Source organism: Pseudomonas sp. CGJS7, from assembly GCF_036961695.1.
The window spans coordinates 40,144-62,500 of sequence record NZ_JBAMDI010000061.1; the positions used below are offsets into that span (position 1 = coordinate 40,144).

Here is a 22,357-nt window from a genome sequence, read left to right on the forward strand (position 1 = left end):
GCGATACCGCACCGCGCGCGCATCGGCGCGCGCGGATCAACGCTCAGGCCGGCGGCGCGGCGGCTTCGGCCAATTGCTTGTCCAGCTCATCCAGCGATTCGCCCAACGCGCGCCAACGGCGCTCGCGCTTGGCGGCGCTTTCGTTGGACGCTTCGATCATCAGGCCGACCTGCTCCATCAGCGTCTCGCCGACGCCGCAATCCGGACGCGCGCCGCTGACGCGCAAGCCGTCGACCACGAACAACAATTGATCCTTGTCCTGGAACTCGGCCGCCTTGCCCTGCGGCGCCATGGTTTCCAGCGCGCGCTTCCAGGCGGCGACGATGCGCTGAGCCAGCGCGGCCGGCATCGGCGCTTCTTCGTTCTCCACTTCCTGATCGATGCGCAGTTCCAGCGCGCCGCTGGCGCGCGCGGAATTCCACACCGCAACACGCTCGCTGGGCAGCGCGTGGCGCAGGGTCCAGTCGGCGTCGCCGGCGCCGGGAATCAGCAGCACGCCGCTCTCGGTGCCGCGGGTGGGCAGGAAGGTCAGGCTCAGGCGCGGTTCGGCCTTGGCCGCGAGCAGTTGCTCCACCGCCGAGCCGTGGTTCTCGGTGGCCGGCGGCCAGCCGCGGCCGAGGGCGAAGGAGCACTCGGCCGCCTGCGCGAACGGCGCGGCCAGCGCGACGGCGAGGCCGAGCCAGGCCAGACGGCGGGAGGCGGGAGCGTTGCGCGAGGAACCAGTCATTGCGGCGGGCGATCCTGTAGGACGGCGAGAAGGGACGAAGGCGACGTCGCCGGCCGGAGCCGCCGCCGTCGCCGGCCAGGCCGCGCGAGCAAGGCGGCGCGCATCGATCGCGGGCCGCCCATCGTCGGGCGCCTGGCTTGCGGGGGGCGTTACAGCAGCACGCGGCGCATGTCGGCCAACAGCTGGCCCAGATACGCGGTGAAGCGCGCGGCGGCGGCGCCGTCGATGACCCGGTGATCGTAGGACAACGACAACGGCAGGATCAGCCGCGGCGCGAACTGCTTGCCGTCCCACACCGGCTTGGTCGCCGACTTGGACACGCCCAGGATCGCCACTTCCGGCGCGTTGACGATCGGGGTGAACGCGGTGCCGCCGATGCCGCCGAGCGAGCTGATCGAGAAGCAGCCGCCGCTCATGTCGGCCGGGCCGAGCTTGCCGTCGCGCGCCTTGGCGGCGAGTTCGCCGGTTTCCTTGGCGATCTGCAGCACGCCCTTCTTGTCGCAGTCGCGCACCACCGGCACGACCAGGCCGTTGGGCGTGTCGGCGGCGAAGCCGATGTGGAAGTACTTCTTCAGGGTGAGGTTTTCGCCGGTCGCGTCGAGCGAGGCGTTGAAGGTCGGGAACTTCTGCAGCGCCGAGACCGAGGCCTTCATCAGGAACGCGAGCATGGTCAGCTTGAGGCCGGCCTTCTCGTTTTCCTTGTTGAGCGCCACGCGCAGCGCTTCCAGGTCGGTGATGTCGGCATCGTCGTGCTGGGTGACGTGCGGGATCATCGCCCAGTTGCGCGCCAGGTTGGCGCCGGACAGCTTCTGGATGCGCGAGAGCGGCTTGGTTTCGGTTTCGCCGAACTTGCTGAAGTCGACCTTCGGCCACGGCAGCAGATTCAGGCCGCCGCCCAGGCTGGGCGCTGCGCCGGCGGCGCCGGCCGCGGCCGCGCCGCCGCCCTGCATCACGCTCTTGACGAAGGACTGCACGTCTTCCTTGCCGATCCGGCCGCCGCGGGCGCTGCCGGTGACCCGGGCCAGGTCGACGCCGAGCTCGCGGGCGAACAGGCGCACCGCCGGGCTGGCGTAAGGCACCTTGTCGGGCATCAGCTCTTCGGCGGTGAAGCTGACCGGCGGGGTGCGCGGCGGCAGGGCTTCGGGGTCGGTGCTGGCGGTGGCGCCGGCGATGGGGGCTTGCGCGGCCGGGGGTTCGGCCTTGGCGGGTTCTTGCTTGGCCGGAGCGGGGGCTTCGGCTTTGGCGGGAGCTGCGGGCGCGGCGGCGGGCGCAGCCGGTTTTGCGGGTTCTTGGGCGGGCGCGGGCGTTGCGGCCGAGTCCCCTTCGGTTGGCTCGATCAACGCCACCACACTGCCCTCGGCCAGCTGATCGCCGATCTTGACCTTCAACTCGCGAATCACGCCCGCGAACGGCGCCGGCACTTCCATCGTCGCTTTATCGGACTCCAGCGTGACCAGACCCTGGTCCTGGCTCACCGTGTCGCCGACCGCGACCAGCAATTCGATGACGGGTACGCCGTCGTAGTCGCCGATGTCGGGGACGCGTGCTTCCTTCAGATCAGCCATGTTCGTGGGGCTCCGCAATGCGCGAAAACCCTATTGTGGCGTGTGCAGGCGATCACGCCAACCGCGCAGGTCCCGGTGCAGTACTAAAGACCTACGCGGCACAGCCGATATGCCGGCTCGGCCTACGTACGCCTAAGTACTGGCTGGGCGAGCGCCCGCCGCGGCGGGGTCGGCCGACGCTGCAGCGCCGTGCTTATCGCGCCGCCTGCTGGGTCTTCGGCTTGATCTCGACCTTGACCAGTTCCAGCGGCTTGCCGGCGAAGCGATAGGCCAGCGCGTTGTCCAGCTCATCCAGCCCGCGCACCCGCTCGCACAGCGCGTCGGCGCGCCGGCCGAGCGCGTCGGCGCGCGGCTGCACCGCCGCGTCGATCTTGGCGTCGACCGCGTCCAGGCGCTTGAACCGGTCCAGATCGCCGCTGAACACCGCGGTGACCGAGCCGCCGACCAACTCGCCCATCACCGTGGGCAAGGTATCGGCCAAGGCCTCGCCGATGCCGTCGCCCAGGGCCTTGCCGCTGAAATGGGTCGGGGTGACCACGTGGGCCAGACGCGCGTCGAGCTGCTTGCGCGCCTTTTCGACATGGGTGCGGGTGCGGTCGGGGTGGTTGCCCAGCACCGCGGCGACTTCGCCGAGCGCGGTGAAGGCGATATCGGCCGCCTCGCGCCCGATGTGCTGGGCCTCGGGCATCGCCGCGCGGGTGCCGCGTTCGAACTCGGCGATGCGGCGGGTGTCGTCGGCGCTCAGCGCGACCCAACGGTCGTCGACGAACATCCGGCCCTGGCGCATCACGATCGCCTTGGGCGCGCCGCTCTTGCGGGTCAGGATCAGGCTGCGCTGGTTGAGGGTGAGCTCGTACGGGCTGTCGATCTCGCAGGTGCTGTCGACCTTGACCTCGGCCAGCGCGGAACCGCAGGCCAGCGTCAATGCGGCCAGGGCGGTGGTTCGGAACAGGAGACTTGCGCGCATCGCCGGATCCTCGACGGTGGAATGGTCGGCAGCTTGCCGCCGGCGCGATCGGCGCACCTGTGCCGATGGGCGGCATGACCTTCGTCATGGCGGTTGGCGGTGCCGATCGTGGCGGTTGACTGAGCGATGGCGAGGGTATCGCGATCGCCGCGGCGATAGGTCGCGCGGGTTCGCCATCCGCGACGGCGATCGGCGAACGATGCGTACGCGCGGCACGAATCCGGTCGGGGCCGATACGGTTTTCGCCTCTCGCGGCCGAATGCAGCGGGCGCCGAAAGCGGCCGTTTTCCTGCGGTTTAGATGGGCGATTGGTCTGCATCGACGTTGCCGAATGCGTTCGCAGCGGATTTCCACGTCTTCGGCGCGCGTGTTTTTCAGCGCGTTCAAGCTTCGCTCATACAGCGATAAAGCGCTTATTTCATGCGACTTCGTTGCAAGCAAAGGCTTTGCGCACGATGCGCTCGCTGGTTCGGACGCGGCGTCGCATCGCTTGCAATGCATCGATTCCGGTTAGTCCGAATTTGTTCATTTCATTCATTTTCCCCTTGAAAACAGGCCTCTAACACGACTCGCGCGTGAAAAGTTCCTTCACGCGCGTTCGCGCGGCAAGTTCGGTTCATGCATGCGTTGCTAACTTGCGTTCCGCCTCCCCCAAGGCGTCGTGCAACACAACACAACAACAGGAGTCCACTCCATGATCCGCTTTCGTCATTTGACCCTTGCCATGATCGGCGCTCTGGCTTTCGCCCCGGCCGCCTTCGCTCAGGATGCATCCACCGACAGCGCCAGCGGCAAGCGCTTCGCCATCGTCGGCGGCTACGCGCTGACCCAGCCGACCAAGAATCCGCAGATCGGCGGCGTCCGCAGCGATCTCGACGGCGGCGGCGCACCGACCCTGAGCGCCAGCTACTTCTTCAACGACAACATCGCCATCGAGGCGTGGGGTTCGGCCGATAAGTTCGGTCACCGCGTCAACGCCGGCGGCGGCAAGATCGGCAGCGTCGATTCGCAGCCGATCGCGCTGAGCGGCCAGTACCACTTCCGCAGCGCCGACAGCATCGTGCGTCCGTTCGTGGGCCTGGGCTACTACCAAGCCAACTACACCGGCGAGAAGCTGCTCGGCGGCCAGCGCCTGGGCGTGGAAAACGCCAAGGGCGGCATCGCCACCGCGGGCGTGGATCTGAACATCAACCCGACCTGGTTCGCCCGCGCCGACGTGCGCTACATGCAGGGCAGCAAGTCGGACGTGAAGGTCAACGGCCTGACCGTCGGCGAAGCCGAGCTGAACCCGGTCACCGTCGGCGTCGGCATCGGCGCGCGCTTCTGATCGATCGCCGATCGCGCGGTCGGCTCGATGATCACGCCGTATCGGCGAATGCAGCAGAGCAACAGCAACACGTAGTGCGAGTGCAGTACGCAGTGGCAACACCGCAACAGCAACAGCACCACCGCAACGGGCTCCTTCGGGGGCCCGTTGTTTTTTGTCCGGCGCGAACGCCGGCGAATGCGCCGGCCCGATCAGTCCGCGGCGGGATCGAGAAAATGGATCACGTAGAAGCCGGCGCCGCGCGGATCGTTGAGCCGCGCGATCCGGGCCACGCCGGTGGCGTCGAACGGCGCGAACGCGAGGCTGCCGCCCAAGGCCAGCGCACGCTGCACGCAGGCTTCCACGTCGGGCACTTGCAGATAGATCGACCAATGCGGGTCCAGGTCGCCCCAGTCGGGCTGCATCTGCAGCAAGCCGCCGAGCCGGCGGTGCTCATCGACGAACACCCGGTAACCGTCCGGCGCCAACGGATGGGCCTGCATGCGCCAGCCGAACAGTTGCTGGTAATAGGCTTCGGCGCCGGCGATGTCGCGGGTGGCCAGCTCGGCCCAGCACACCGCGTTGTCGACCCCGAGCGCGTCGACGCCGGGATGCGCGCGTTGCTGCGCCAGCGAGAACACCACCCCTTCCGGATCGGCGCACACGGCCATGCGCACGTGCTCCATCAACTCGAACGGCGCGGCGATCATGCGCCCGCCCAGCGCCACCGCACGCGCGGCGACCGCATCGCAGTCGGCAGCGCGGAAATACACGCCCCAATGCGGGGAGTTGTTGCCGTCCGGACCGGGCAAGGCGCCCGGCACCAGGGTGTAGGTGGCGGCCACGTCGCAGCCGTTCAATTGGAATATCGTATACAGACTGGCGTCGGGCATCGGCGTGCGCTCGACCGTCCAACCGAACAAAGCGCTGTAAAAAGCCTCGGCCACCGGTTGATCGTCGGTGGCCAGCTCGAACCAGCACGGGGCGCCCGGGGCGTGAACGAACGCGGTCATGTCGTTTCTCCCCCGGACTACGCTTCGACACTACCCCGTGGCGAAGAAATCGTCATGGCGCGCTGCGGCGAAAAACGCGCGGGCTCACCCCGGCTCACGCCGGCTCGCCCGATCGGCCGGGCAACCTGAACCCAAACGCTTCGCGGACTCCGGCTCAGGGATGCTCGGCTTCGGCGTGCACGCGTTCGCGCCGCAGCAGATACAGACCGCTGGCGACGATGATCGCCGCGCCGATCCAGGTGACCGAATCGGGCAACACGCCCCACAGACTCAGGTCCAGGATCACGCCCCAGATCAGCGCGGTGTATTCCAGCGGCGCGATCAGCGAGGCCTCGCCGAGACGGAACGCTTCGGTGACCGCGTACTGGCCGATCGTGCCGGCCACGCCCAGGCCGACGATCAACCACACATCCTCGCCGCGCAGCGGCACCCAGCCCGACCAGGCCAGAGCGCCGGAGCCGAAGGTGATCATCGCCATCAGCCACAGCATCATCGCCTGGGTGCTGTCGGTGCGCGAGAGCATGCGCACGGTGATCGCGCTGACCGCATAGGCCGTGGACGCGCCGAGTATCGCCAGCGCGGCCAGGCTGAGCATGCCCTGCCCGCTGGGACGCAGCAGCACCACCACGCCGAGCAGGCCGATGCCGATGGCGACCCAACGCCGCGGACCGACCCGCTCGCCCAGCAGCGGCCCGGACAAGGCGGTGATCAGCAGCGGCGCGATGAAGAAGATCGAATACGCGGTCGACAACGGCAGCCGGTTCACGCCGTAGACGAACGCCGCCATCATCCCCACGCCGAGCACGCCGCGCAGCAGATGCAGCGGCCAACGCACCTTCAGCAGCGGCTTGAGCCCGACGCTGGCGAGCGCCCAGACCAGCACGAACGGCAGCGAGGACATCCCGCGCAAGGTCGCCACCTGGAACGGCGGGTAGTGCTCGGACAACAGCTTGAGCAGCGCGTCCATCATCGCGAACATCAGCACCGCGACCAGCATGGTGGCCATCGCGCGGCGTTGATGGGGATGGGCGGCGCTCACGGGGCGACCGCGCGGGTGCGGGCGCGCGCGGCTGCGGTGCGAATGCGGAACGGGACGGTCATGGCGGGCGAACGGAGCAGGATGGACCATCATGACGCGCGCCCTTCGGCGCGTCATCTGCGCTGTGTCACCTCAACCGGCGCTGCGGCCCGCGCGGCGACGCAGGCGGCGGCGCAAACCCAGGGTGTAGATCTGGTAATAGCCCAGCAACAGCCCGCCGACCGCAAGCAGGCTGCCCTGGCGCGACAGCCAATCGTGGTGGCCCTCGTCCCAGGCGTGCGCGGTCTGCCACAGCCCGAAACCGATGCGCGCGGCCACGACCAAGGTCAGGCCCAGCACCAGCCAGCGGTTGGGGGTGTAGAACAGCCCGCGCGGTTCGTCTTCGAAACGGGTCAGACCCAGGCCGAGCGCGCCCAGCGCGGCCCCGGCGAGCAGACCCGCGGCCGCATACAGCGGCGCGTCGTCGACCCAGTGGCCGACGATCCAGGCGCTGACGAACAGCAGCAGCAACGACAGCAGCGACAGCGCCGCGGCCAGACTCACCGCCCAAGGCAAGGCGCGGCGGCGGGCCTTGCCGTAGCGGTAGCGCTGGATCAGGCCGATGGGGATCAGCAGCGCCCACAGCGCCAGCAGGATCAACAAGGCCAGGGGGATCAGGAGCAGCGGCATGCGCGCAGATTAGCCTGCGGCGCGGTGGGCTGCATGCGCGGCCGTGGGGCGTTGGCGGCGTGGAGGATTCGTCGTGACCGAGTTGTCGTGGTCGCAGCTTGCGCAGCTCCTACAGTCGGAAGTGGGGCCGCGACGCGGTGGGGGCGGCTACCTGTAGGAGCGGCGCGAGCCGCGACCGCGATGCGACCGGCCGCGGCGGACGCCCGATGCCAGCGCGCAAAAAACATCGCGATGAAGCCCTGGATCCCCGCCTTCGCGAGGATGACGGGCAACGATGGCAACCTCTCGCGGAGCAGGCCTGCGCCCGCTCCGCCTGGCCTCAAGCCGCCTTGTCGAAGCTGGCGATGTCGATCACGAAGCGATAGCGCACATCGCCCTTGATCATGCGCTCGTAGGCCTGGTTGATCTGGGCGATGTCGATCAGCTCGATGTCCGAAGCCACCCCGTGCTGGGCGCAGAAATCCAGCATTTCCTGGGTTTCGCGGATGCCGCCGATCATCGAACCGACCAGTTTGCGGCGCTTGCTGATCAGCAGCCCCGCCGCGACCGGCGCCGGGGTCTCGGGAATGCCCAGCAGCACCATGGTGCCGTCGACCTTGAGCAGGCTCAGATAGGCGTTGTAATCGTGCTCGCCGGAGACCGAGTCGATGATGAAGTTGAACTTGCGCGACAGCTGCTTGAACGTCGCCGCATCGCGGGTGGCGGCGAACGCGTGCGCGCCCAGCGCCAGCGCGTCGGCGCGCTTGGACTCGGATGTGCTCAGCACCGTCACCCGCGCGCCCATCGCCACCGCCAGCTTGACCGCCATGTGGCCCAGGCCGCCCAGGCCGACCACCGCGACCTCATCGCCGGGCTTGACGCCGTAATACTTCAACGGCGAATAGGTGGTGATGCCGGCGCACAACAGCGGTGCGGCGCGGTCGAGCGGGATCGACTCGGGGATGCGCAGCACATAGGCGCGGTCGACGGTGATGCGGGTGGAATAACCGCCGTAGGTCGGCGCGCCGGTGGCGCGTTCGCGCGAGTTGTAGGTGCTGGTCATGCCCTGATCGCAGTACTGCTCATCGCCGGCCTTGCACTGCGGGCACTCGCGGCAGGAATCGACGAAGCAGCCGACGCCGACCGCGTCGCCGACCTTGAAGTCGCCGACGTTGGCGCCGACCTGACGGACCCGGCCGACGATTTCGTGGCCCGGCACCATCGGAAACACCGAACCGCCCCATTCGTCGCGGGCCTGGTGGATGTCGGAATGGCAGACGCCGCAATACAGGATGTCGATCGAGACCTCATCCGGACCGGGTTCGCGGCGGTCGATGGAGAACGGAGCCAGCGGCGATTGCGCGGTCTGCGCGGCGTAAGCGGCGGTCTTGTGCATGGGGGTTCCAGGTGGCGTGGAGGCGGGGCGCGCCGGCGCGGGCCGACGGCAACGGGCGGGCGGCGCAATCGCCGCGGCCCGCGGGTCGGCGGCCGGCAGGCCGCTGGGTGGCCCGGCCATTCTAGGCGCGCGGCGTGGCCGCGGCGTCAAACCCGGCGCGATCGCAGCGCATCGCTGCCGCAACGCTGCGTATCGCCGCCGCGCTTGCGTTACCCTTTGCGCGTTTCCCCCAACCATTGCGAGTGCGCCATGCCTTCCTTCGACGTCGTCTCCGAAGTCGACACCCACGAACTGACCAACGCGGTCGATCAGGCCAACCGCGAACTGTCGACCCGCTTCGATTTCAAGGGCGTGGACGCCAAGTTCGCGCTCGACGACAAGCAGATCACCCAGTCGGCGCCGAGCGAATTCCAGCTCGAACAGATGACCGTGATCCTGCGCCAGCGCCTGGCGGCGCGGCAGATCGACGCGCGCTGCCTGGAATTCGGCGACATCGAAACCAATCTGGCCGGCGCGCGGCAGAAGATCACCGTGCAGCAGGGGATCGAACAAAAGCTGGCCAAGAAGATCGCCGCGGCGATCAAGGACGCCAAGCTCAAGGTCGAAACCCAGATCAACGGCGACAAACTGCGGGTCAACGGCAAGAAGCGCGACGACCTGCAGGCGGCGATCGCGCTGCTGAAGGCCGGCGATTTCGAGCGGCCGCTGCAGTACGACAACTTCCGCGACTGATCCGGCCATGAGCGATACCGCAGCGCCCGAAGACCCGATCGCCGCGACCCGCCGCTGGCTGGAACGCGCGGTGATCGGCTTGAATCTGTGCCCGTTCGCCAAGGCGGTGCTGGCCAAGGGGCAGGTGCGGTTCGTGCTGAGTCAGGCGCAGACCAGCGAGGCGCTGCTGGAAGAGCTGGCCTCGGAACTGGTGCTGCTGGAGCAGAGCGATCCGGAGCGGATCGACACGACGTTGCTGATCCATCCGCAGGTGCTGAACGACTTCCTGGATTTCAACGATTTCCTGGAGCTGGCCGATGGTGCGGTGGCGGCGCTGGATCTGGAGGGCGAGATCCAGGTCGCGAGTTTCCATCCGGACTATCAGTTCGCGGGCACCGGGTTCGATGAGGTCGGCAACTGCACCAACCGGTCGCCGTATCCGACCTTGCATCTGTTGCGCGAGGCGAGCGTGGAGCGCGCGGTGGCGGCGTTTCCGGATCCGGATGTGATCGTGGAGCGGAATTTGGAGACGTTGGGGCGGTTGGGGTTCGAGGGGTGGCGGAAGTTGTTGGCGCCTTAGCTCTTCGAAGCTAAGAGCAAATCCCCCCTAGCCCCCACCCTGCGACAACACCGCCGCCAACAACCCCCGCACCTGCTCCAACGACGCGGCGATCCGATGGCCAAAGCCGCGCAACTCCTCGCCCGGCTCGATCAGATCCGGTATCTGGATCGGCGTAGCCCCCGCCGCCAGCGCCGCGCGCACGCCCGGTTCGGAATCCTCCAGCACCAGACAGCGACGCGGGTCGACCCCGAGCTCGCGCGCGGCCAGCAGATAGATATCCGGCGCCGGCTTGGGATGCTCGACGTCGCTGCCGGTCACGATCACGCTGAAACGGTCGATCAAACCGCTCGCGGCCAGCTTGCTCAACGCGCGCTCGCGCCGGGTGGACGTAGCCACGGCCTTGGGAATCCCGTGCGCTTCCAGCAGATCCAACAATTCCAGCAACCCGCGCTTGCGCGGCAACCCTGCCGCCACCCGCTGGTCGTACAGGCGATAGCTGGTATCGCGCAGCCGCGTCGCCGCGTCTTCGCCCAGTTGCCCGCTCAGCATCGCGAAGCTGGCGCGGTCGTGGACGCCGACCATCGACAGCCACAACGCGTCGTCGGCGTCGATCGATTCGTTCAGCGCCGCTTCGCGCCAGGTTTCCAGCATCGCCCGTTCGCTGTCGAGCATCAGCCCGTCCATGTCGAACAACACCGCGGCGGGGACGGACTCGATAGGACGCACAGCGGACTCAGCCACGGAACAAGGTCTCGATGTCGGTGGAATCGAGCGCGCGCCATTGCCCGCTCGGCAAATCCTGCAACGACAAACCGCCGATGCGCGAACGGTGCAGCGCTTCGACGTGATTGCCGACCGCGGCGAACATCCGCCGCACTTGATGGTAACGGCCTTCGGTGAGGGTCAGGCGCGCGCGGCGCGGCTCCAACACTTCCAGCGCGGCCGGCGCCAACGGGGTCTTCTCCGATTCCAGCATCAACTCGCCGCTGGCGAAGATCGCGCCTTCCGTGCCGCTCAGGTCCGAAGCCAGGGTAGCCTCGTAGACCTTGGCCAGGTTTGCCTTGGGCGAGACGATTCTGTGCAGCAAACCGCCGTCGTCGGTCAGCAACAGCAAACCGCTGGTGTCGCGGTCGAGCCGGCCGACCGTGGACAGCAGCGGCGAGCGCAGCCGGAACCGCGGCGGCAGCAGGTCGTAGACGATGCGGCCGGGGTCCTTGGTCGAACAGGTGTAGCCGACCGGTTTGTGCAGGGCGATCACCAGACCCGCGGGCGGGTCGAGCGGCTCGCCGTCGACGTGGATGGCGCCGTGCTCGACTTTGTCGTCGGCGTACAGCACTTCGCCCTGCGCATCGGTGATGCGGCCGGAGCGGAACATCGCGGTGACGTCCTTGCGGCTGCCGTAACCCAGATTGCCGATCAGCTTGACCAGTTTCATGCGCGCGCCTTGCCCTTGGCCTTGATCGCCTCGACCACCTTGAAACCGCCTTGCTGGGCGACGGTGCGGACTTCGCCGAAGCGTTCGTCCAACACCACTTCGTAGGGCAGATGGCGGTTGGCGACCAGCCACAGGCGCCCGCCGGGATTGAGCGCCTCGGCGGCCACGGCGATGAAACGCCGGCCGATGTCGGGGCGCTCTTCGCGGCCCTGGGCATGGAACGGCGGATTGCTGACGATGACGTCGTAGCGCTGCTGCAAGCCGGCGGTGACGTCGTGCCAATGGAATTGCAGCGGCACCGCGGTCTGCACGCGCTCCAGGTTGACCCGCGCCAGCTGCAGCGCGCGCGCCTGCGCCTCGTACAGATCCAGCGCCGCGATGCGCGGGCAGCGCGCCAGCAATTCCGCCGACAGGTAGCCATAACCGGCGCCCAGATCGGCGGCGCGGCCGCTCAGATCGGCCGGCAGATGCTCGGCCAGCAGGGCCGAGGCCGGGTCGATCCGGTCCCAGGCGAACACGCCCGGACGGCTGCGGAAGCGGCCGCCGAGAATCTCGCGCGGCGCGTCCAGGCCGGCCCACTGGCGCGCCAGGTCCGGATCGGCCGGGCCGTCCAGCGGCGGGGTCCAGAACACCCGGCATTTGCGCTTGGACAGGCTGCCGACCTTGCCGGCGATGCGGCCCAGATCGTCCTCGCCCGAGCGCGCGCCCTCGTCGTTGCGCATGCAGGCCACCACCCGCCCGCCCGGCGCGATCCGCGCGATCGCCTGCGCGAACAGCGCCCGCGCCTCCTCGCGCTGACGCGGCGGCAGCACCAGCACCAGCGGGTAGCGCTGCTGCGGATCCAGCGATTCCAGTTCGACCGTGTCCAGCCCGCCGCGATGCAGGGCATCGACCGCCGGCTTGTAGTCCTGCTCGCAGACCAGTCCCGGACGCGGCCGCTGGCGCAGGCCGACCCCGTCGCGCGCGCGCAGGAACAGCGCCCCGCCGTGTTCGGGCCAGCTGAGCACGCCGTCGGCGAAGGGCTGGAACAAGGTGTCGAGCGCGTCGTCGGCAGCGTCAACGCGCATGGTCGATAGCGGTGTTTTGAGTCATCGCGCCGATTTTACGCGGCCCCGCGCTAGGGTGTGGCATTGGATCGCAAGGAGGATGCCGTGCGCTTGCCCGTCCTGATCGCGGCCGCGCTGATGCCGGCGACGGCCTGGTTCTCGCAACAGGGCTATTTCGGCCCCGATAACGGCGAAATTTCCGACCGTTACCCCACTTTACTGGTCCCGGCCGGCTACGCGTTCGCCATTTGGGGCCTGATTTTCCTGCTCGACCTGGTGTTCGGGCTGTGGCAAGCGCGTTCGCGGGTCAGCCAGGACGAAACCCTGCTGCGGGTGCGCCCGGCGGCGGCGGCCGGCTTCACCCTGACCGCGCTGTGGATGCCGATTTTCTCGCAGCAGTGGTTCTGGCTGGCGCTGGCGACGATCTGGCTGGCGTTGGCGTGCACGGCCTGGGCCGCGACGGCGCTGGCGCGCGATCCCAGCCCGCTGCCCGGACAGGCGCCGTGGGCCAAGTTCGCGCTGTGCCTGCACGCGGGCTGGCTGTCGCTGGCGGCGTTCGCCAACACCGCGCAAGTGATCGTTGCCTATCGGCTGTTGCCGGACGTGGATGGGTTGGCGTGGAGTCTGGCGTTGTTGGCGATCGCGGCGCTGTTGTTGCTGGCGCTGAATGCGCGCATGCGCGGCAGCGTCGGCTGTGCGCTGGCAGCGTCGTGGGGCTTGGTCGGTATCTACGTCAAGCAATCCGAATCCGCGCTCGATGGCGCGGTCGTTGCGGCGTGGTGCGCGCTCGCGGTCGGCGCGCTGTTGCTGGCGCAGACGTTGTGGTTGCGGCTGCATCCGCGGCATCGGGTGTTTTCCGGGCATTTGTCGCCGGGTGAATGAATCGGGGCGAACCGGCGAACGAGAGATCGGGCAGGTTTTTCTTCGTAGCAGACGCTAACTTCATTCGCAGGCAACGTCGCGCCCGCGACCCTGGGCCACGGTTACTGGCTTAAGGAGCAAACCGCGATGCGTGCTTTATTCGTCGGCGGCGCCGTCGACAACAGCGAACTCGATTTCGACGCGGGGCAACCGCCGCGTCACTATCCACCCGATACCGGCAGCGGCACCGAGCGCTATCGGTTGCATCATGTCGGCCTGCGCGATGGGTCGGCGGTGTATGCGGTGTATGCCGCGCCGGATTGGGCCGATACCGAAGTGGAGCGGGTGGCGGATGAGCGGGGGTATGCGCGGAGATTTCAGGCTGAGCCTGAGTTGCAGGCCTGAAGCTGCCCTCACCCCAACCCCTCTCCCGTAAACGGGAGAGGGGCTCCAAGAACGCAGCGGCTTTTAAGCCCCTCTCCCGCTTGCGGGAGAGGGGTTGGGGTGAGGGCGCACCGCAGCGCAACTAACCCTGCAACTCCCGCAACGTCACCGAAGGCGGCGCATCCAACACCCGCCGCGTCGCATACATCCCCGCCACCAACGCAGCCAACACACCCAGGCCGCCGCCGACCGCGGTCATGCGCCAATCGAACTCCCACGGCAGATCGAACACCTGCACCGCGACCACGCCCGCCAACACCGACGCGGCGATCGAAGCGGTCAAGCCCGACAACAAGCCAATGGCCGCGAACTCCGAAGCCTGAGCCAGACGCAACTGACGCCGGCTGCCGCCCAGCACCCGCATCACCCCGCCTTCGAGCAAGCGTTCGTCCTGGCTCGCGCTCACCGCCGCCATCAACACCAACACCCCGGCGATCAGCGAGAAATAGAACACCACCTCGACCACGGTCGACACCTGATCGGCGGTGCTGCGCACTTGCTTGAGCACCTGCTCGACATCGATCACCGACAAGTTCGGAAACCGCTCGACCAACTGCGAAGTGAAACGGGTCTGCTGCGCCGGCACGCTGATCGCGGTGATGTAACTGGCCGGATACCCCTCCATCGACCCGGGCGAGGCGATCACGAAGAAGTTGGGCCGGAAACTCTCCCAATCGACTTTGCGCAAGCTGGTGATCTTGGCGCTGAAGCTCTGCCCGGCGATGTCGAAACCGATCCGGTCGCCGACCTTCCAGCCCAGGGTTTCGGCGAAGCCCTCTTCGACCGACACTTCCGGCTGAGCCAGCTTGCGCGGCCCCCAGAACTCGCCGTCGACCAACTTGTTGTCGGCGCGCAAGGTATCGCCCACCGACAGATTGAACTCGCGCTCGGCCAGTTGCTTGGCGCGGTCGCCGCGTTCGGCGTAGCTGTCGCCGGTCACCGGCTTGCCGTTATGGCTGACCAGACGCGCGCGGATCATCGGGAACAGCGTCGGCTCGGCCACGCCCTGCGCGCCGATGAACTTGCGCACGTCGGCCAGCTGATCCTGCTGCACGTTGATGATGAAGCGATTCGGCGCATCCGCGGCCAGCGCCAATTGCCAACGGTCGAGCAAATCGGTGCGCACGAAGGTCAGCAACAGCAACGCCATCAAGCCCAAGCCCAAGGCCGACACTTGCGCGATGCTGGTCCCGGCGCGACGGCTGACGTTGGCCAGCCCATAACGCAGGCTGCCGCGCAGACGCGAACGCAAGCGCCGCACCACCACGATCAACGCCCACGCCAACAGCGCCAGCACCGCCAAGGTCGCGGCGATGCCGGCCAGCATGTAGGCGCCCAGCGCGACCGAACCGGCCTTCCACCACAGCAGCGCGCTCAGCCCGATCAAACCCGCCGCCGCCACCAGCCACGCGCTCGGCTCGGTGGGGTCCAGATCGCGGCGCAACACCCGCAACGCCGGCACCCGCCGCAGCGCCAACACCGGCGGCGCGCCGAACGCCAACAGCACCACCAGGCCGACGCCGAAACCCTGCAACGCCGGCAGCGCGCTGGCGGCAGGGATCGACATCTTCAAACTCTGTTCCAGCCAACCACCGATCGCCCATTGCAGGCCGAACGCCAAGGCCACGCCGATCGCGCTGGCGATCAGACCCAACAACAGCATTTCGCCGACGTGGATGCCGACCAAGGTGCGCTGACTCGCGCCCAGGCAACGCATCACCGCGGTGCCCGACAGATGGCGCTCGCTGTGCCGGCGCGCGGCCATCGCCACCGCCACCGCGGCCAGCACCACCGACACCAGCGCGGCTAGGCCGAGGAAGCGTCCGGCGCGGTCGAGTGCGGAACGCACTTCCGGGCGCGCGTCGGAAATGGTTTCCAGACGCTGGCCGCGGCCGAGCGCGGGTTTGGCCGCGGCGACGAAACGTTCGACCGCGCCCGCCTCGCCGGCGATCACCAGCCGGTAACGGATGCGGCTGCCGGGCTGGATCAAACCGGTCGCCGGCAGATCCGACAAATTCAGGAACACCTTCGGCGCGATGTTGAAGTAGTCCAGCGACGCGTCGGGTTCCTGCACCACCAGCGCGGCCAGGCGCAGACGCGAATCGCCGATCGCGATCTCCTGGCCGACTTGCGCGCCGAGCGTGTCGGCGCCGGCCTGACTCATCCACACCGTGCCGGGCGCGGGCACGCCTTGCGCGTCGCGTTCGACCGCACCGGCGCGGTCGGCGATGCGGAAGCTGCCGCGCAACGGAAAGCCGCTGCCCAGCGCGCGCAGATCGCCCAGTTGCAGGCGATCGCCGACGCGGATCATGGTTTGCAGTTCGGTGGCTTCGGCGCGGCGCAGTTCCGGCGCCGACACCGCCGCGCGCAACGCGCCCTGGATCGGTTGATCGGCGCGGATCACCGCATCGCCGCCGAGCAGGCGGTTGGCTTCGATCGCCAACGCGCGCTCGGCGCGATCGGTGACGAACCCGACCGCGGTCACCGCCAACACCGCCAGGATCAGCGCGGCCAGCAGGATGCGCACGTCGCCGGCTTTCAGATCGCGGCCGAGTTGCCGCCACGCCATCGCTAAAGTGCGGCCCATGGTTCAGTCCCGCACCAGGCGGCCGCTGTCCAGGCGGATGCGCCGGTGGCAACGTTCGGCCAGATGTTCGTCGTGGGTCACCAGCACCAGGGTGGTGCCGGCGTCGGCGTTGAGCTGGAACAACAGCTCGATGATCGCCTGACCGGTGTGGGTGTCGAGATTGCCGGTGGGCTCATCGGCGAACAGCAGCGACGGCCGGGTCACGAACGCGCGCGCCAGCGCCACGCGTTGTTGTTCGCCGCCGGACAACTGGCGCGGGTAGTGATCCAGCCGCTGCTGCAACCCGACCTTGGCCAGAATCGCCCGCGCCGGCTCGCGCGCGTCGCGGTCGCCGCGCAGTTCCAGCGGCAGCATCACGTTTTCCAGCGCGGTCAGCGACGGCAACAGTTGGAAACTCTGGAACACGAAGCCGACCTTCTCGCTGCGCACCCGCGCGCGGCCGTCTTCGTCGAGCGCGGAAATGGTTTCGCCGTCGAGCTTGACCGTGCCGGTGCTGGGCGAATCCAGCCCCGCCAGCAGCGACAACAAGGTGCTCTTGCCCGAACCCGACGCGCCCACGATCGCCACCGTGTCGCCCTTGGCGATCGAGAAACCGACCCCATCGAGAATGGTGAGCTCGCCCGTGGGCAGCGCGACGTGCTTGCCCAGGCCGTCGACTTCCAGCGTCGCGACGCGCGCCGCTTCAGCCCGCGGTGGGCCGGCTTCTTTCACGATGGCGTCGGCCATGATCGAATCACCGTCATTGGAACCGTCACTATTGGAACCGGCGAGATTGGAAACTGCCATGATCGTCCTTCTGCTTGCCTCGCCGCATCTTCGGGAGACGTTATTAAATGATCTTTAAGAATCCGCACGGCCGGGCCGGTGGCGACGGTCCCGGCGAAAACATCCGCATGAAGGACAGATATGCGGCAAGCGGCGGCCCGGTTCAATGGACCATCGGTCCTGGCCGCGCCCGCGCGCTGTCGGCGCTGATCGCCGCGGGCCTGATGCTGGCCGCCGCGGCCCCGCTGTGGGCCCAGCCGGCGACGGCCGCCAAGGCGCCAGCCGCGGCCCCGGCGGTCGCGCCCGCCGCCAAGGCCGCGCGTACCGTGCTGTTCATGGGCGATTCGCTGTCGGCCGGTTACGGGCTGGCCGCCTCGCAAGGCTGGGTGTCGCTGACCGCCGAGCGCATCGCCAAGACCCAGCCGGGGTGGCGCGTGGTCAACGCCAGCATCAGCGGCGAAACCACCGCCGGCGGCGCCTCGCGCATCGCCGGCGAACTGCAGCGCAATCGGCCTGCGGTGGTGGTGATCGAACTGGGCGCCAACGATGGCCTGCGCGGGCTGCAACTGGCGCAGAGCCGGGCCAATCTGCAGCGGATGATCCAGGCCGCGCAGGCGGCCAAGGCGCAGGTGTTGTTGATCGGCATGCGCATGCCGCCGAACCTGGGCAAGGAGTACACCGACGGGTTCGAGCGCAATTATCGCGAGTTGTCGCAGCAGTACCGGACGCAGTTGTTGCCGTTCTTGCTGGAGCCGATCGCGTTGGATCGCACGGCGTTTCAGGCGGATAACTTGCATCCTATCGCCAGCGCTCAGCCCAAGTTGCGCGATCATGTGTGGACTAAGTTGGGGCCAATGCTAAAACAGGCGCCGTAACTTTGCCCCCTTTGCAAAAGGGGGCGGCGCCCTGCGCGGGCACGAGGTCTGGACGATCTTGCTGGCGCGGGGGATTGGGCGCAGGTCGCGATGCCGAAACAGGCGCCGACACTTTGCCCCCTTTGCAAAAGGGGGCGGCGCCCTGCGCGGGCGCGAGGTCTGGACGATCTTGCTGGCGCGGGGGATTGGGCGCAGGTCGCGATGCCGAAACAGGCGCCGACACTTCGCCCCCTTTGCAAAAGGGGGCGGCGCCCTGCGCGGGCGCGAGGTCTGGACGATCTTGCTGGCGCGGGGGATTGGGCGCAGGTCGCGGTGGATTCCGCTTCAAGAGCAACGGCAAAAGCAAATCCCCCCTACCCCCCTTTTTCAAAGGGGGGAACTCTTCGGGAAGGGGCCGGGTGTGGGGAGTTTTTTAGGCCAGGCGGCTGGCAGCAGCCGAGCGCATACGCTGATCGGGACGATTCGCATCCCGCCCCAGATACGCCTTGCAACGAAACTGATCGATATCGTTGATGCGCAGAATATTGCGCTTGCGGCTGACCAGCCCGCTGCGATGCCAAGTCTGCAATTGCGCATTCAACTTCGGCCGACTGGCATTGACCATCGCCGCCAGAATGCTCTGAGTCGGCGGCAGCGCCACTTCGAAATCGCCGCCACGCGGGCGCGGTTGAGTGCTCATCAACGACAGCAGATAACGCGCCAGCCGCGACTCCAGCCGGTGCAGGCACATCGTCTCCAGACTCTCCACCGCTTGCCGAAGACGCAGACACAACGAAACATGGGCGCGTTCCATCACCGCCGGGTCGCCGGTCAGGCTGGGAAAATGCCGGCGCGAGAGCAGCAACACCCGGGTCGGGCTGTACGCCACCGCAGTGAAGGTATGCGAGTGGGTGTCCAGCAGCGGCGTTTCGTCGACGGTCTCGCCGCTTTCGATGGTATCGACGATCAATTCCTGGCCGTCGGGGCCGTACAGCAGTTTGTAGATGCGTCCGTGCACGACGAAGGCGAGAAAGTCGCTGGGATCGTTCTTGAAGAACAACGCGTCGCCTTCTTCCAGATTCAACTCGGTGCTGTGGCGCGCGATGTGTTCCAGCAGCGTCGGCGGCAAACCGCGCAACAGCGCGCAACGGTCCAGTCCCCAGCGGCGCCTGCGCACGGCGACGCCGTCGTCCGCCGTCAGCGACATGAGTCGGGCCGCGCGCCGCGGCGATCGGCGGAGCCGCCGGCCGGTTCGCCCGGGTCGTGAGGGCCGCAGCCGCGGCCGATGGCAGATTTCATAACGCCCCCTGTGGACGTCTGCAATCGAAAGCCGCGGCGAGGATGGTGCCCGGCGCGGAGCGATGACCCCCTTGCGGACGCGGCGTCGTGGCCGCGTCACCGCCCGCGGCGCGCGCGGCGGCTACGATGCCGGCGCCGCGCCGCGGTCCGGCATCGCGTCCGTCGCGGCTTACAGGCCGGACGGCGACTTGAACGCGTTCAACACGGTGAGCAGACTGCTCAGATTGTCGGACACGCCGGTCTGAGCGATCTTTTCCGTCGCGCCCGCCGCGGCGGTGGTGTCGACGGTGTAGATCTGCATCACGCCCTGGTTGGCCGCGGCCAGCGACAGGGTGTTCTGCTGCTGCTGAGCCGAGATCGCGTTTTCGAACAGGATGCCGGTGGAGTGCGCCGCTGCCTGGAACATCGAGCCCATCGCGAAGGCCGGCGCTTCGCCGACGACCTTGACGTTGGATTGGGTGACGGCATCGGTGATCTGGTTGTTGACTGCGGTGGGATAGGCCATGTGGAAATCCTCGGTTGCGATAATCAAAATTGCGGCGATCCGCGTGCGGGCCTGGGCCGATGCCGGCCGAACTCAGGCGAGAAGCGAGCCGGCATCTGCGATCCGGACGGACCGTGGCGCGCTAATGCTTACGACTTGAACGCCTGCAGCACGGTCAGCAGGCTGGTCAGGTTGTCCGACACGCCGGTCTGGGCGACCTTCTCGGTGGCGCCGGCGGCGGCGGTGGTGTCGACGGTGTAGATCTGCATCACGCCCTGGTTGGCCGCGGCCTGCGCCAACGTGTTCTGCTGCTGCTGAGCGGACACGGCGTTCTCGAACAGGATGCCGGTGGAGTGGGCCATCGACTGATAGATCGAACCCATCGCGAAGGCCGGCGCTTCGCCGATGACCTTGACGTTGGACTGGGTGACGGCATCGGTGATTTGATCGTTAACGGCGGTAGGGAATGCCATGTCGAGCTCCTTAGGAAGTAGTACGGCCGATGCCGTACGTTGCTGAAGAACGAATCATCAATCGGCTTGTGAAGCGGTTGTGGAGATTGTCTAACTGCTTTTCGGAGCATCGGCCGATACGTCGGCGGACGCTGTTTTTCCGGTGTTTTCTGCCGTCGACGCGGAGTCCGTAGCAGCGGTAGCGGAGGTGGTTTCGTTCGTAGTTGGCGCGGCGGCGCTGGTGGCGCCGACGCTTGAGGAGCCCGCACTGGCGGCAGTCGTGCTTGTGCTACTGCTGCTTGGGGCAGTTCCGCTCGTAGCACTTCCGCTCGTAGCACTTCCGCTCGTAGCACTTCCGCTTGTAGCACCTCCGCTCGTAGCACCTCCACTCGGAGTGCTTCTGCTGGGAGTGCTTCCGCTCGCAGCGGCTCCGCTTGGAGCGGCTCCGCTTGTGGCACTGGCGTCTGTGCCGCTTGCGGCGGTTGCAGCGGTTGCGGCACCAGCGCTCGCAGCGCTACCGCTCGTGGAACTACTGGCAGACGCACCGCCGTCCGCGCCGCTTTCGCCCGGCGAATCGGCATCGCCCTTGGGCAGCAAGCCGCTGGAACGCGCCGCTTCGATCACCGCCTGCAGTTGCAGCGCGAGCGGGCCGAATTGCTCCTGGAAGCATTTTTCGACTTCGATCTTGATCAGCTCGGTCAGGCGCCCGGCGATCTGCGCGATCAAGGGATCGTCGCGCTGCTCCGGCGTCGCCGCCGCCGGTTTTGGCGGGCGCAGATCCTGCAACGAGGAAGCACGCTCGACCGCGCCGAGCACGGCCGTTTCGGCCGCGCGCTCGGCATTGGCGTTGCCGATGATCGCGGTCTGGGTACGGCCCAGGGTCTGCCGGATCAGGTTCTGGATGCGCTGGCGCTCGCTGTCGACGGTGTTGCCGGCCTGCCCGCGCAGACCGCCGCCGATCGGCAGATTGCTGGCCTGATCGCGCGAGTCCGAGTCGAGCGCGGCGAGGAAGATCGTCAACTGCGTGTGTTCGGCGTCGTCGAGTTCGCGGCCGAGCCAGTTGCGGGCGAAGCGCCGCACTTGCTCATCCAGCGCCACCCGCGCGGCCGCGAGGTCGGCGGCGGTTTTGGCGACGGCGGCCATTCAGCGCTCTCCCCGCGGCTCGGGCCGCCGCACACGCGGGACCGTGGCATTGACGGGCACGCGTGTCGCGCCGACCGGCAGGGCCGGGCCCGCGGCCGGCGCGGGCCTCGTTATACGTTGCGGCCGCGCGCTCGGCGGATCCAGCAGGCTTTCGAGCTCCTCATGCAGCAAACAGCGCAAATTCTCGTTCATGGCCAACTCCGGTCCTACAAGTCATGCGATACGCAATGCGGCCGCCGATCAGGCCGGACCGCGTTGGGCATCGCGACGGCGACGCCGCCGGCGTGTGGCCGCCGGCAACGGTCGCGATGATCTGGCGCGGGCCCAAACCCCGGCCCGAGCGGGAATGCGACGCGAACGCCGCGACGCGCGCGGCCCTGCCGCGACGACAGCGCACCGCCGCTGCGAGTGCGGCGCCATGGCGATCTCGACCGCCATGGCGAATCCGGGCGGCTCAGCTGCCTTTCTGGTTCTTCAGCAGCGCCGAATACTTTTCGATGCTCTGGTCGATGCTGTCGATCGCGAACTTGGCCGACGCGGCTTCCATCGCGCCCGCCGCGGCGGCGACCGCGGCCGCGGCGCCCATGAAGATGTCGGTGGCGAGAATGCCCAATGCGTCTTCGGCCGCCTGGATCGGCTTGTTCTCGACCAGGTCCTGAGTCATCTGCTTCATCAGCACGCCTTGGCTGGCCAATGCGATCTTGGTGACGCCGTCGAAGTACACCGCGGCCGATTGCGCGACCAGGCCCGCGGCCTGGCTGATCATCATGTCCGGGCCGGTGGCGATCTGCGCCGGCGCGTACGAGGCGGTCTCGGCGTTGGTGAATTGCACCGCCTGCACGATCTGTTTGTTGAGCGCATCGGTCGGCGTCGTCGCGCCGCCGCCTTGCGCCGCGGCAAGCGACGACTTGGAAGGACTGGACGCGGGCGGTGCGGGATTGGAGGCCGCGGCCGACGATGCGGACGGCGTCGCCGACGCTGCCGAAGCTGCGGACGATGACGATGACGACGGCGCGGACGATGCGGGCGACGCGGCTGCGGCGGCAGGTGCCG

The 22,357-nt window shown here is 68.0% G+C and carries 24 protein-coding genes; 6 read left to right on the forward strand and 18 right to left on the reverse strand.

The features are described 5' to 3' along the window. Window positions 1–43 precede the first annotated feature (43 nt). The 3 genes from V7787_RS29810 to V7787_RS29820 form a co-directional block, all read right to left on the reverse strand. A complete protein-coding gene (locus V7787_RS29810; RefSeq protein WP_336090931.1) occupies window positions 44–727 on the reverse strand; it encodes a hypothetical protein in 684 nt (227 codons plus the stop codon). Window positions 728–876: 149 nt separating this feature from the next. Next, the gene (locus V7787_RS29815) at window positions 877–2,292 is read right to left on the reverse strand and encodes a dihydrolipoyllysine-residue acetyltransferase (RefSeq protein WP_336090933.1); all 1,416 of its coding nucleotides are present in this window, start codon (window positions 2,290–2,292) and stop codon (window positions 877–879) included. A 193-nt stretch (window positions 2,293–2,485) separates the two neighbouring features. Then, on the reverse strand, window positions 2,486–3,259 hold the full coding sequence (locus V7787_RS29820) for a DUF2884 family protein (protein WP_336090934.1): 774 nt from the start codon (window positions 3,257–3,259) through the stop codon (window positions 2,486–2,488). 694 nt (window positions 3,260–3,953) lie between these two features. On the opposite strand from V7787_RS29820, the gene V7787_RS29825 reads away from it, so the two are divergent. Further along, window positions 3,954–4,586: an OmpW/AlkL family protein gene (locus V7787_RS29825; protein WP_336090935.1), complete on the forward strand. Its 633-nt coding sequence runs from the start codon at window positions 3,954–3,956 to the stop codon at window positions 4,584–4,586. A 191-nt stretch (window positions 4,587–4,777) separates the two neighbouring features. On the opposite strand, the gene V7787_RS29830 is transcribed toward V7787_RS29825, so the two are convergent. The 4 genes from V7787_RS29830 to V7787_RS29845 all read right to left on the reverse strand — a co-directional run bounded on the left by V7787_RS29830 (window position 4,778) and on the right by V7787_RS29845 (window position 8,661). Continuing rightward, window positions 4,778–5,578 (reverse strand): VOC family protein, encoded by an 801-nt coding sequence (locus V7787_RS29830; protein WP_336090937.1) that lies wholly within the window; start codon window positions 5,576–5,578, stop codon window positions 4,778–4,780. A 154-nt stretch (window positions 5,579–5,732) separates the two neighbouring features. Beyond that, window positions 5,733–6,617, reverse strand: coding sequence for a DMT family transporter (locus tag V7787_RS29835; RefSeq protein WP_336090938.1), 885 nt, complete (start codon window positions 6,615–6,617; stop codon window positions 5,733–5,735). A 132-nt stretch (window positions 6,618–6,749) separates the two neighbouring features. Beyond that, window positions 6,750–7,286 carry a hypothetical protein gene (locus V7787_RS29840; protein ID WP_336090939.1) on the reverse strand — a complete coding sequence of 179 codons (537 nt, stop codon included), beginning with the start codon at window positions 7,284–7,286 and terminating at the stop codon, window positions 6,750–6,752. A 319-nt stretch (window positions 7,287–7,605) separates the two neighbouring features. Beyond that, complete coding sequence (locus tag V7787_RS29845; RefSeq protein WP_336090941.1) at window positions 7,606–8,661, reverse strand: NAD(P)-dependent alcohol dehydrogenase; 1,056 nt, start codon at window positions 8,659–8,661, stop codon at window positions 7,606–7,608. A gap of 249 nt (window positions 8,662–8,910) precedes the next feature. Here V7787_RS29845 and V7787_RS29850 point away from each other — a divergent pair, with 249 nt between their 5' ends. Then, a complete protein-coding gene (locus V7787_RS29850; protein WP_336090943.1) occupies window positions 8,911–9,393 on the forward strand; it encodes a YajQ family cyclic di-GMP-binding protein in 483 nt (160 codons plus the stop codon). Window positions 9,394–9,400: 7 nt separating this feature from the next. Next, a complete protein-coding gene (locus V7787_RS29855) occupies window positions 9,401–9,952 on the forward strand; it encodes a DUF1415 domain-containing protein (RefSeq protein ID WP_336090945.1) in 552 nt (183 codons plus the stop codon). A 27-nt stretch (window positions 9,953–9,979) separates the two neighbouring features. Here V7787_RS29855 and V7787_RS29860 read toward each other — a convergent pair whose 3' ends face one another. From V7787_RS29860 to V7787_RS29870, 3 genes are read right to left on the reverse strand one after another with little or no spacing between them, the layout of a single operon-like run. After that, window positions 9,980–10,675, reverse strand: a complete 696-nt coding sequence (locus V7787_RS29860; RefSeq protein ID WP_336090947.1) for an HAD family hydrolase — start codon at window positions 10,673–10,675, stop codon at window positions 9,980–9,982. Beyond that, a complete protein-coding gene (locus V7787_RS29865; RefSeq protein ID WP_336090948.1) occupies window positions 10,668–11,369 on the reverse strand; it encodes a pseudouridine synthase in 702 nt (233 codons plus the stop codon). Before V7787_RS29865 ends, V7787_RS29860 begins: the two co-directional genes overlap by 8 nt. Beyond that, a complete protein-coding gene (locus V7787_RS29870; RefSeq protein ID WP_336090949.1) occupies window positions 11,366–12,436 on the reverse strand; it encodes a class I SAM-dependent methyltransferase in 1,071 nt (356 codons plus the stop codon). The genes V7787_RS29865 and V7787_RS29870 overlap by 4 nt, the downstream gene beginning before the upstream one ends. An 84-nt stretch (window positions 12,437–12,520) precedes the next feature. Between V7787_RS29870 and V7787_RS29875 the strand changes: the two genes are divergently transcribed. Continuing rightward, window positions 12,521–13,297 (forward strand): hypothetical protein, encoded by a 777-nt coding sequence (locus V7787_RS29875; protein ID WP_336090950.1) that lies wholly within the window; start codon window positions 12,521–12,523, stop codon window positions 13,295–13,297. A 126-nt stretch (window positions 13,298–13,423) separates the two neighbouring features. Next, entirely contained in the window at window positions 13,424–13,681 is a 258-nt protein-coding gene (locus tag V7787_RS29880; protein WP_336090951.1) for a hypothetical protein, read from the forward strand. Between the two features lie 121 nt (window positions 13,682–13,802). Here the strand turns inward: V7787_RS29880 and V7787_RS29885 are convergent, their stop codons facing one another. After that, on the reverse strand, window positions 13,803–16,307 hold the full coding sequence (locus V7787_RS29885; RefSeq protein ID WP_336090952.1) for an ABC transporter permease: 2,505 nt from the start codon (window positions 16,305–16,307) through the stop codon (window positions 13,803–13,805). A gap of 3 nt (window positions 16,308–16,310) precedes the next feature. Then, a complete protein-coding gene (locus V7787_RS29890; RefSeq protein ID WP_336090954.1) occupies window positions 16,311–17,093 on the reverse strand; it encodes an ABC transporter ATP-binding protein in 783 nt (260 codons plus the stop codon). 47 nt (window positions 17,094–17,140) lie between these two features. Between V7787_RS29890 and V7787_RS29895 the strand changes: the two genes are divergently transcribed. Continuing rightward, complete coding sequence (locus tag V7787_RS29895; protein WP_336090955.1) at window positions 17,141–17,947, forward strand: arylesterase; 807 nt, start codon at window positions 17,141–17,143, stop codon at window positions 17,945–17,947. 412 nt (window positions 17,948–18,359) lie between these two features. Here V7787_RS29895 and V7787_RS29900 read toward each other — a convergent pair whose 3' ends face one another. The 6 genes from V7787_RS29900 to V7787_RS29925 form a co-directional block, all read right to left on the reverse strand. Beyond that, a complete protein-coding gene (locus V7787_RS29900; protein WP_336090956.1) occupies window positions 18,360–19,133 on the reverse strand; it encodes a Crp/Fnr family transcriptional regulator in 774 nt (257 codons plus the stop codon). Window positions 19,134–19,394: 261 nt separating this feature from the next. Continuing rightward, window positions 19,395–19,730, reverse strand: coding sequence for a RebB family R body protein (locus V7787_RS29905; RefSeq protein ID WP_336090957.1), 336 nt, complete (start codon window positions 19,728–19,730; stop codon window positions 19,395–19,397). A gap of 128 nt (window positions 19,731–19,858) precedes the next feature. After that, a complete protein-coding gene (locus V7787_RS29910; RefSeq protein ID WP_336090958.1) occupies window positions 19,859–20,182 on the reverse strand; it encodes a RebB family R body protein in 324 nt (107 codons plus the stop codon). Between the two features lie 90 nt (window positions 20,183–20,272). Continuing rightward, the gene (locus tag V7787_RS29915) at window positions 20,273–21,304 is read right to left on the reverse strand and encodes a hypothetical protein (protein ID WP_336090960.1); all 1,032 of its coding nucleotides are present in this window, start codon (window positions 21,302–21,304) and stop codon (window positions 20,273–20,275) included. Beyond that, window positions 21,305–21,496 (reverse strand): hypothetical protein, encoded by a 192-nt coding sequence (locus V7787_RS29920; RefSeq protein WP_336090962.1) that lies wholly within the window; start codon window positions 21,494–21,496, stop codon window positions 21,305–21,307. A 262-nt stretch (window positions 21,497–21,758) separates the two neighbouring features. Then, window positions 21,759–22,357 (reverse strand): hypothetical protein (locus V7787_RS29925; RefSeq protein WP_336090964.1); only part of this gene is annotated, 599 nt, incomplete at its 5' end.

Bases quoted from the DNA above. Each gene is read 5' to 3' on its own strand.
- V7787_RS29900 (WP_336090956.1), bottom strand. From the start codon at position 19,133: ATGTCGCTGACGGCGGACGACGGCGTCGCCGTGCGCAGGCGCCGCTGG.
- V7787_RS29895 (WP_336090955.1), top strand. From the start codon at position 17,141: ATGATCTTTAAGAATCCGCACGGCCGGGCCGGTGGCGACGGTCCCGGC.
- V7787_RS29830 (WP_336090937.1), bottom strand. From the start codon at position 5,578: ATGACCGCGTTCGTTCACGCCCCGGGCGCCCCGTGCTGGTTCGAGCTG.
- V7787_RS29920 (WP_336090962.1), bottom strand. From the start codon at position 21,496: ATGAACGAGAATTTGCGCTGTTTGCTGCATGAGGAGCTCGAAAGCCTG.
- V7787_RS29820 (WP_336090934.1), bottom strand. From the start codon at position 3,259: ATGCGCGCAAGTCTCCTGTTCCGAACCACCGCCCTGGCCGCATTGACG.
- V7787_RS29890 (WP_336090954.1), bottom strand. From the start codon at position 17,093: ATGGCAGTTTCCAATCTCGCCGGTTCCAATAGTGACGGTTCCAATGAC.
- V7787_RS29885 (WP_336090952.1), bottom strand. From the start codon at position 16,307: ATGGGCCGCACTTTAGCGATGGCGTGGCGGCAACTCGGCCGCGATCTG.
- V7787_RS29815 (WP_336090933.1), bottom strand. From the start codon at position 2,292: ATGGCTGATCTGAAGGAAGCACGCGTCCCCGACATCGGCGACTACGAC.
- V7787_RS29855 (WP_336090945.1), top strand. From the start codon at position 9,401: ATGAGCGATACCGCAGCGCCCGAAGACCCGATCGCCGCGACCCGCCGC.
- V7787_RS29865 (WP_336090948.1), bottom strand. From the start codon at position 11,369: ATGAAACTGGTCAAGCTGATCGGCAATCTGGGTTACGGCAGCCGCAAG.
- V7787_RS29840 (WP_336090939.1), bottom strand. From the start codon at position 7,286: ATGCCGCTGCTCCTGATCCCCCTGGCCTTGTTGATCCTGCTGGCGCTG.
- V7787_RS29880 (WP_336090951.1), top strand. From the start codon at position 13,424: ATGCGTGCTTTATTCGTCGGCGGCGCCGTCGACAACAGCGAACTCGAT.
- V7787_RS29810 (WP_336090931.1), bottom strand. From the start codon at position 727: ATGACTGGTTCCTCGCGCAACGCTCCCGCCTCCCGCCGTCTGGCCTGG.
- V7787_RS29850 (WP_336090943.1), top strand. From the start codon at position 8,911: ATGCCTTCCTTCGACGTCGTCTCCGAAGTCGACACCCACGAACTGACC.
- V7787_RS29905 (WP_336090957.1), bottom strand. From the start codon at position 19,730: ATGGCCTATCCCACCGCAGTCAACAACCAGATCACCGATGCCGTCACC.
- V7787_RS29915 (WP_336090960.1), bottom strand. From the start codon at position 21,304: ATGGCCGCCGTCGCCAAAACCGCCGCCGACCTCGCGGCCGCGCGGGTG.
- V7787_RS29870 (WP_336090949.1), bottom strand. From the start codon at position 12,436: ATGCGCGTTGACGCTGCCGACGACGCGCTCGACACCTTGTTCCAGCCC.
- V7787_RS29910 (WP_336090958.1), bottom strand. From the start codon at position 20,182: ATGGCATTCCCTACCGCCGTTAACGATCAAATCACCGATGCCGTCACC.
- V7787_RS29825 (WP_336090935.1), top strand. From the start codon at position 3,954: ATGATCCGCTTTCGTCATTTGACCCTTGCCATGATCGGCGCTCTGGCT.
- V7787_RS29845 (WP_336090941.1), bottom strand. From the start codon at position 8,661: ATGCACAAGACCGCCGCTTACGCCGCGCAGACCGCGCAATCGCCGCTG.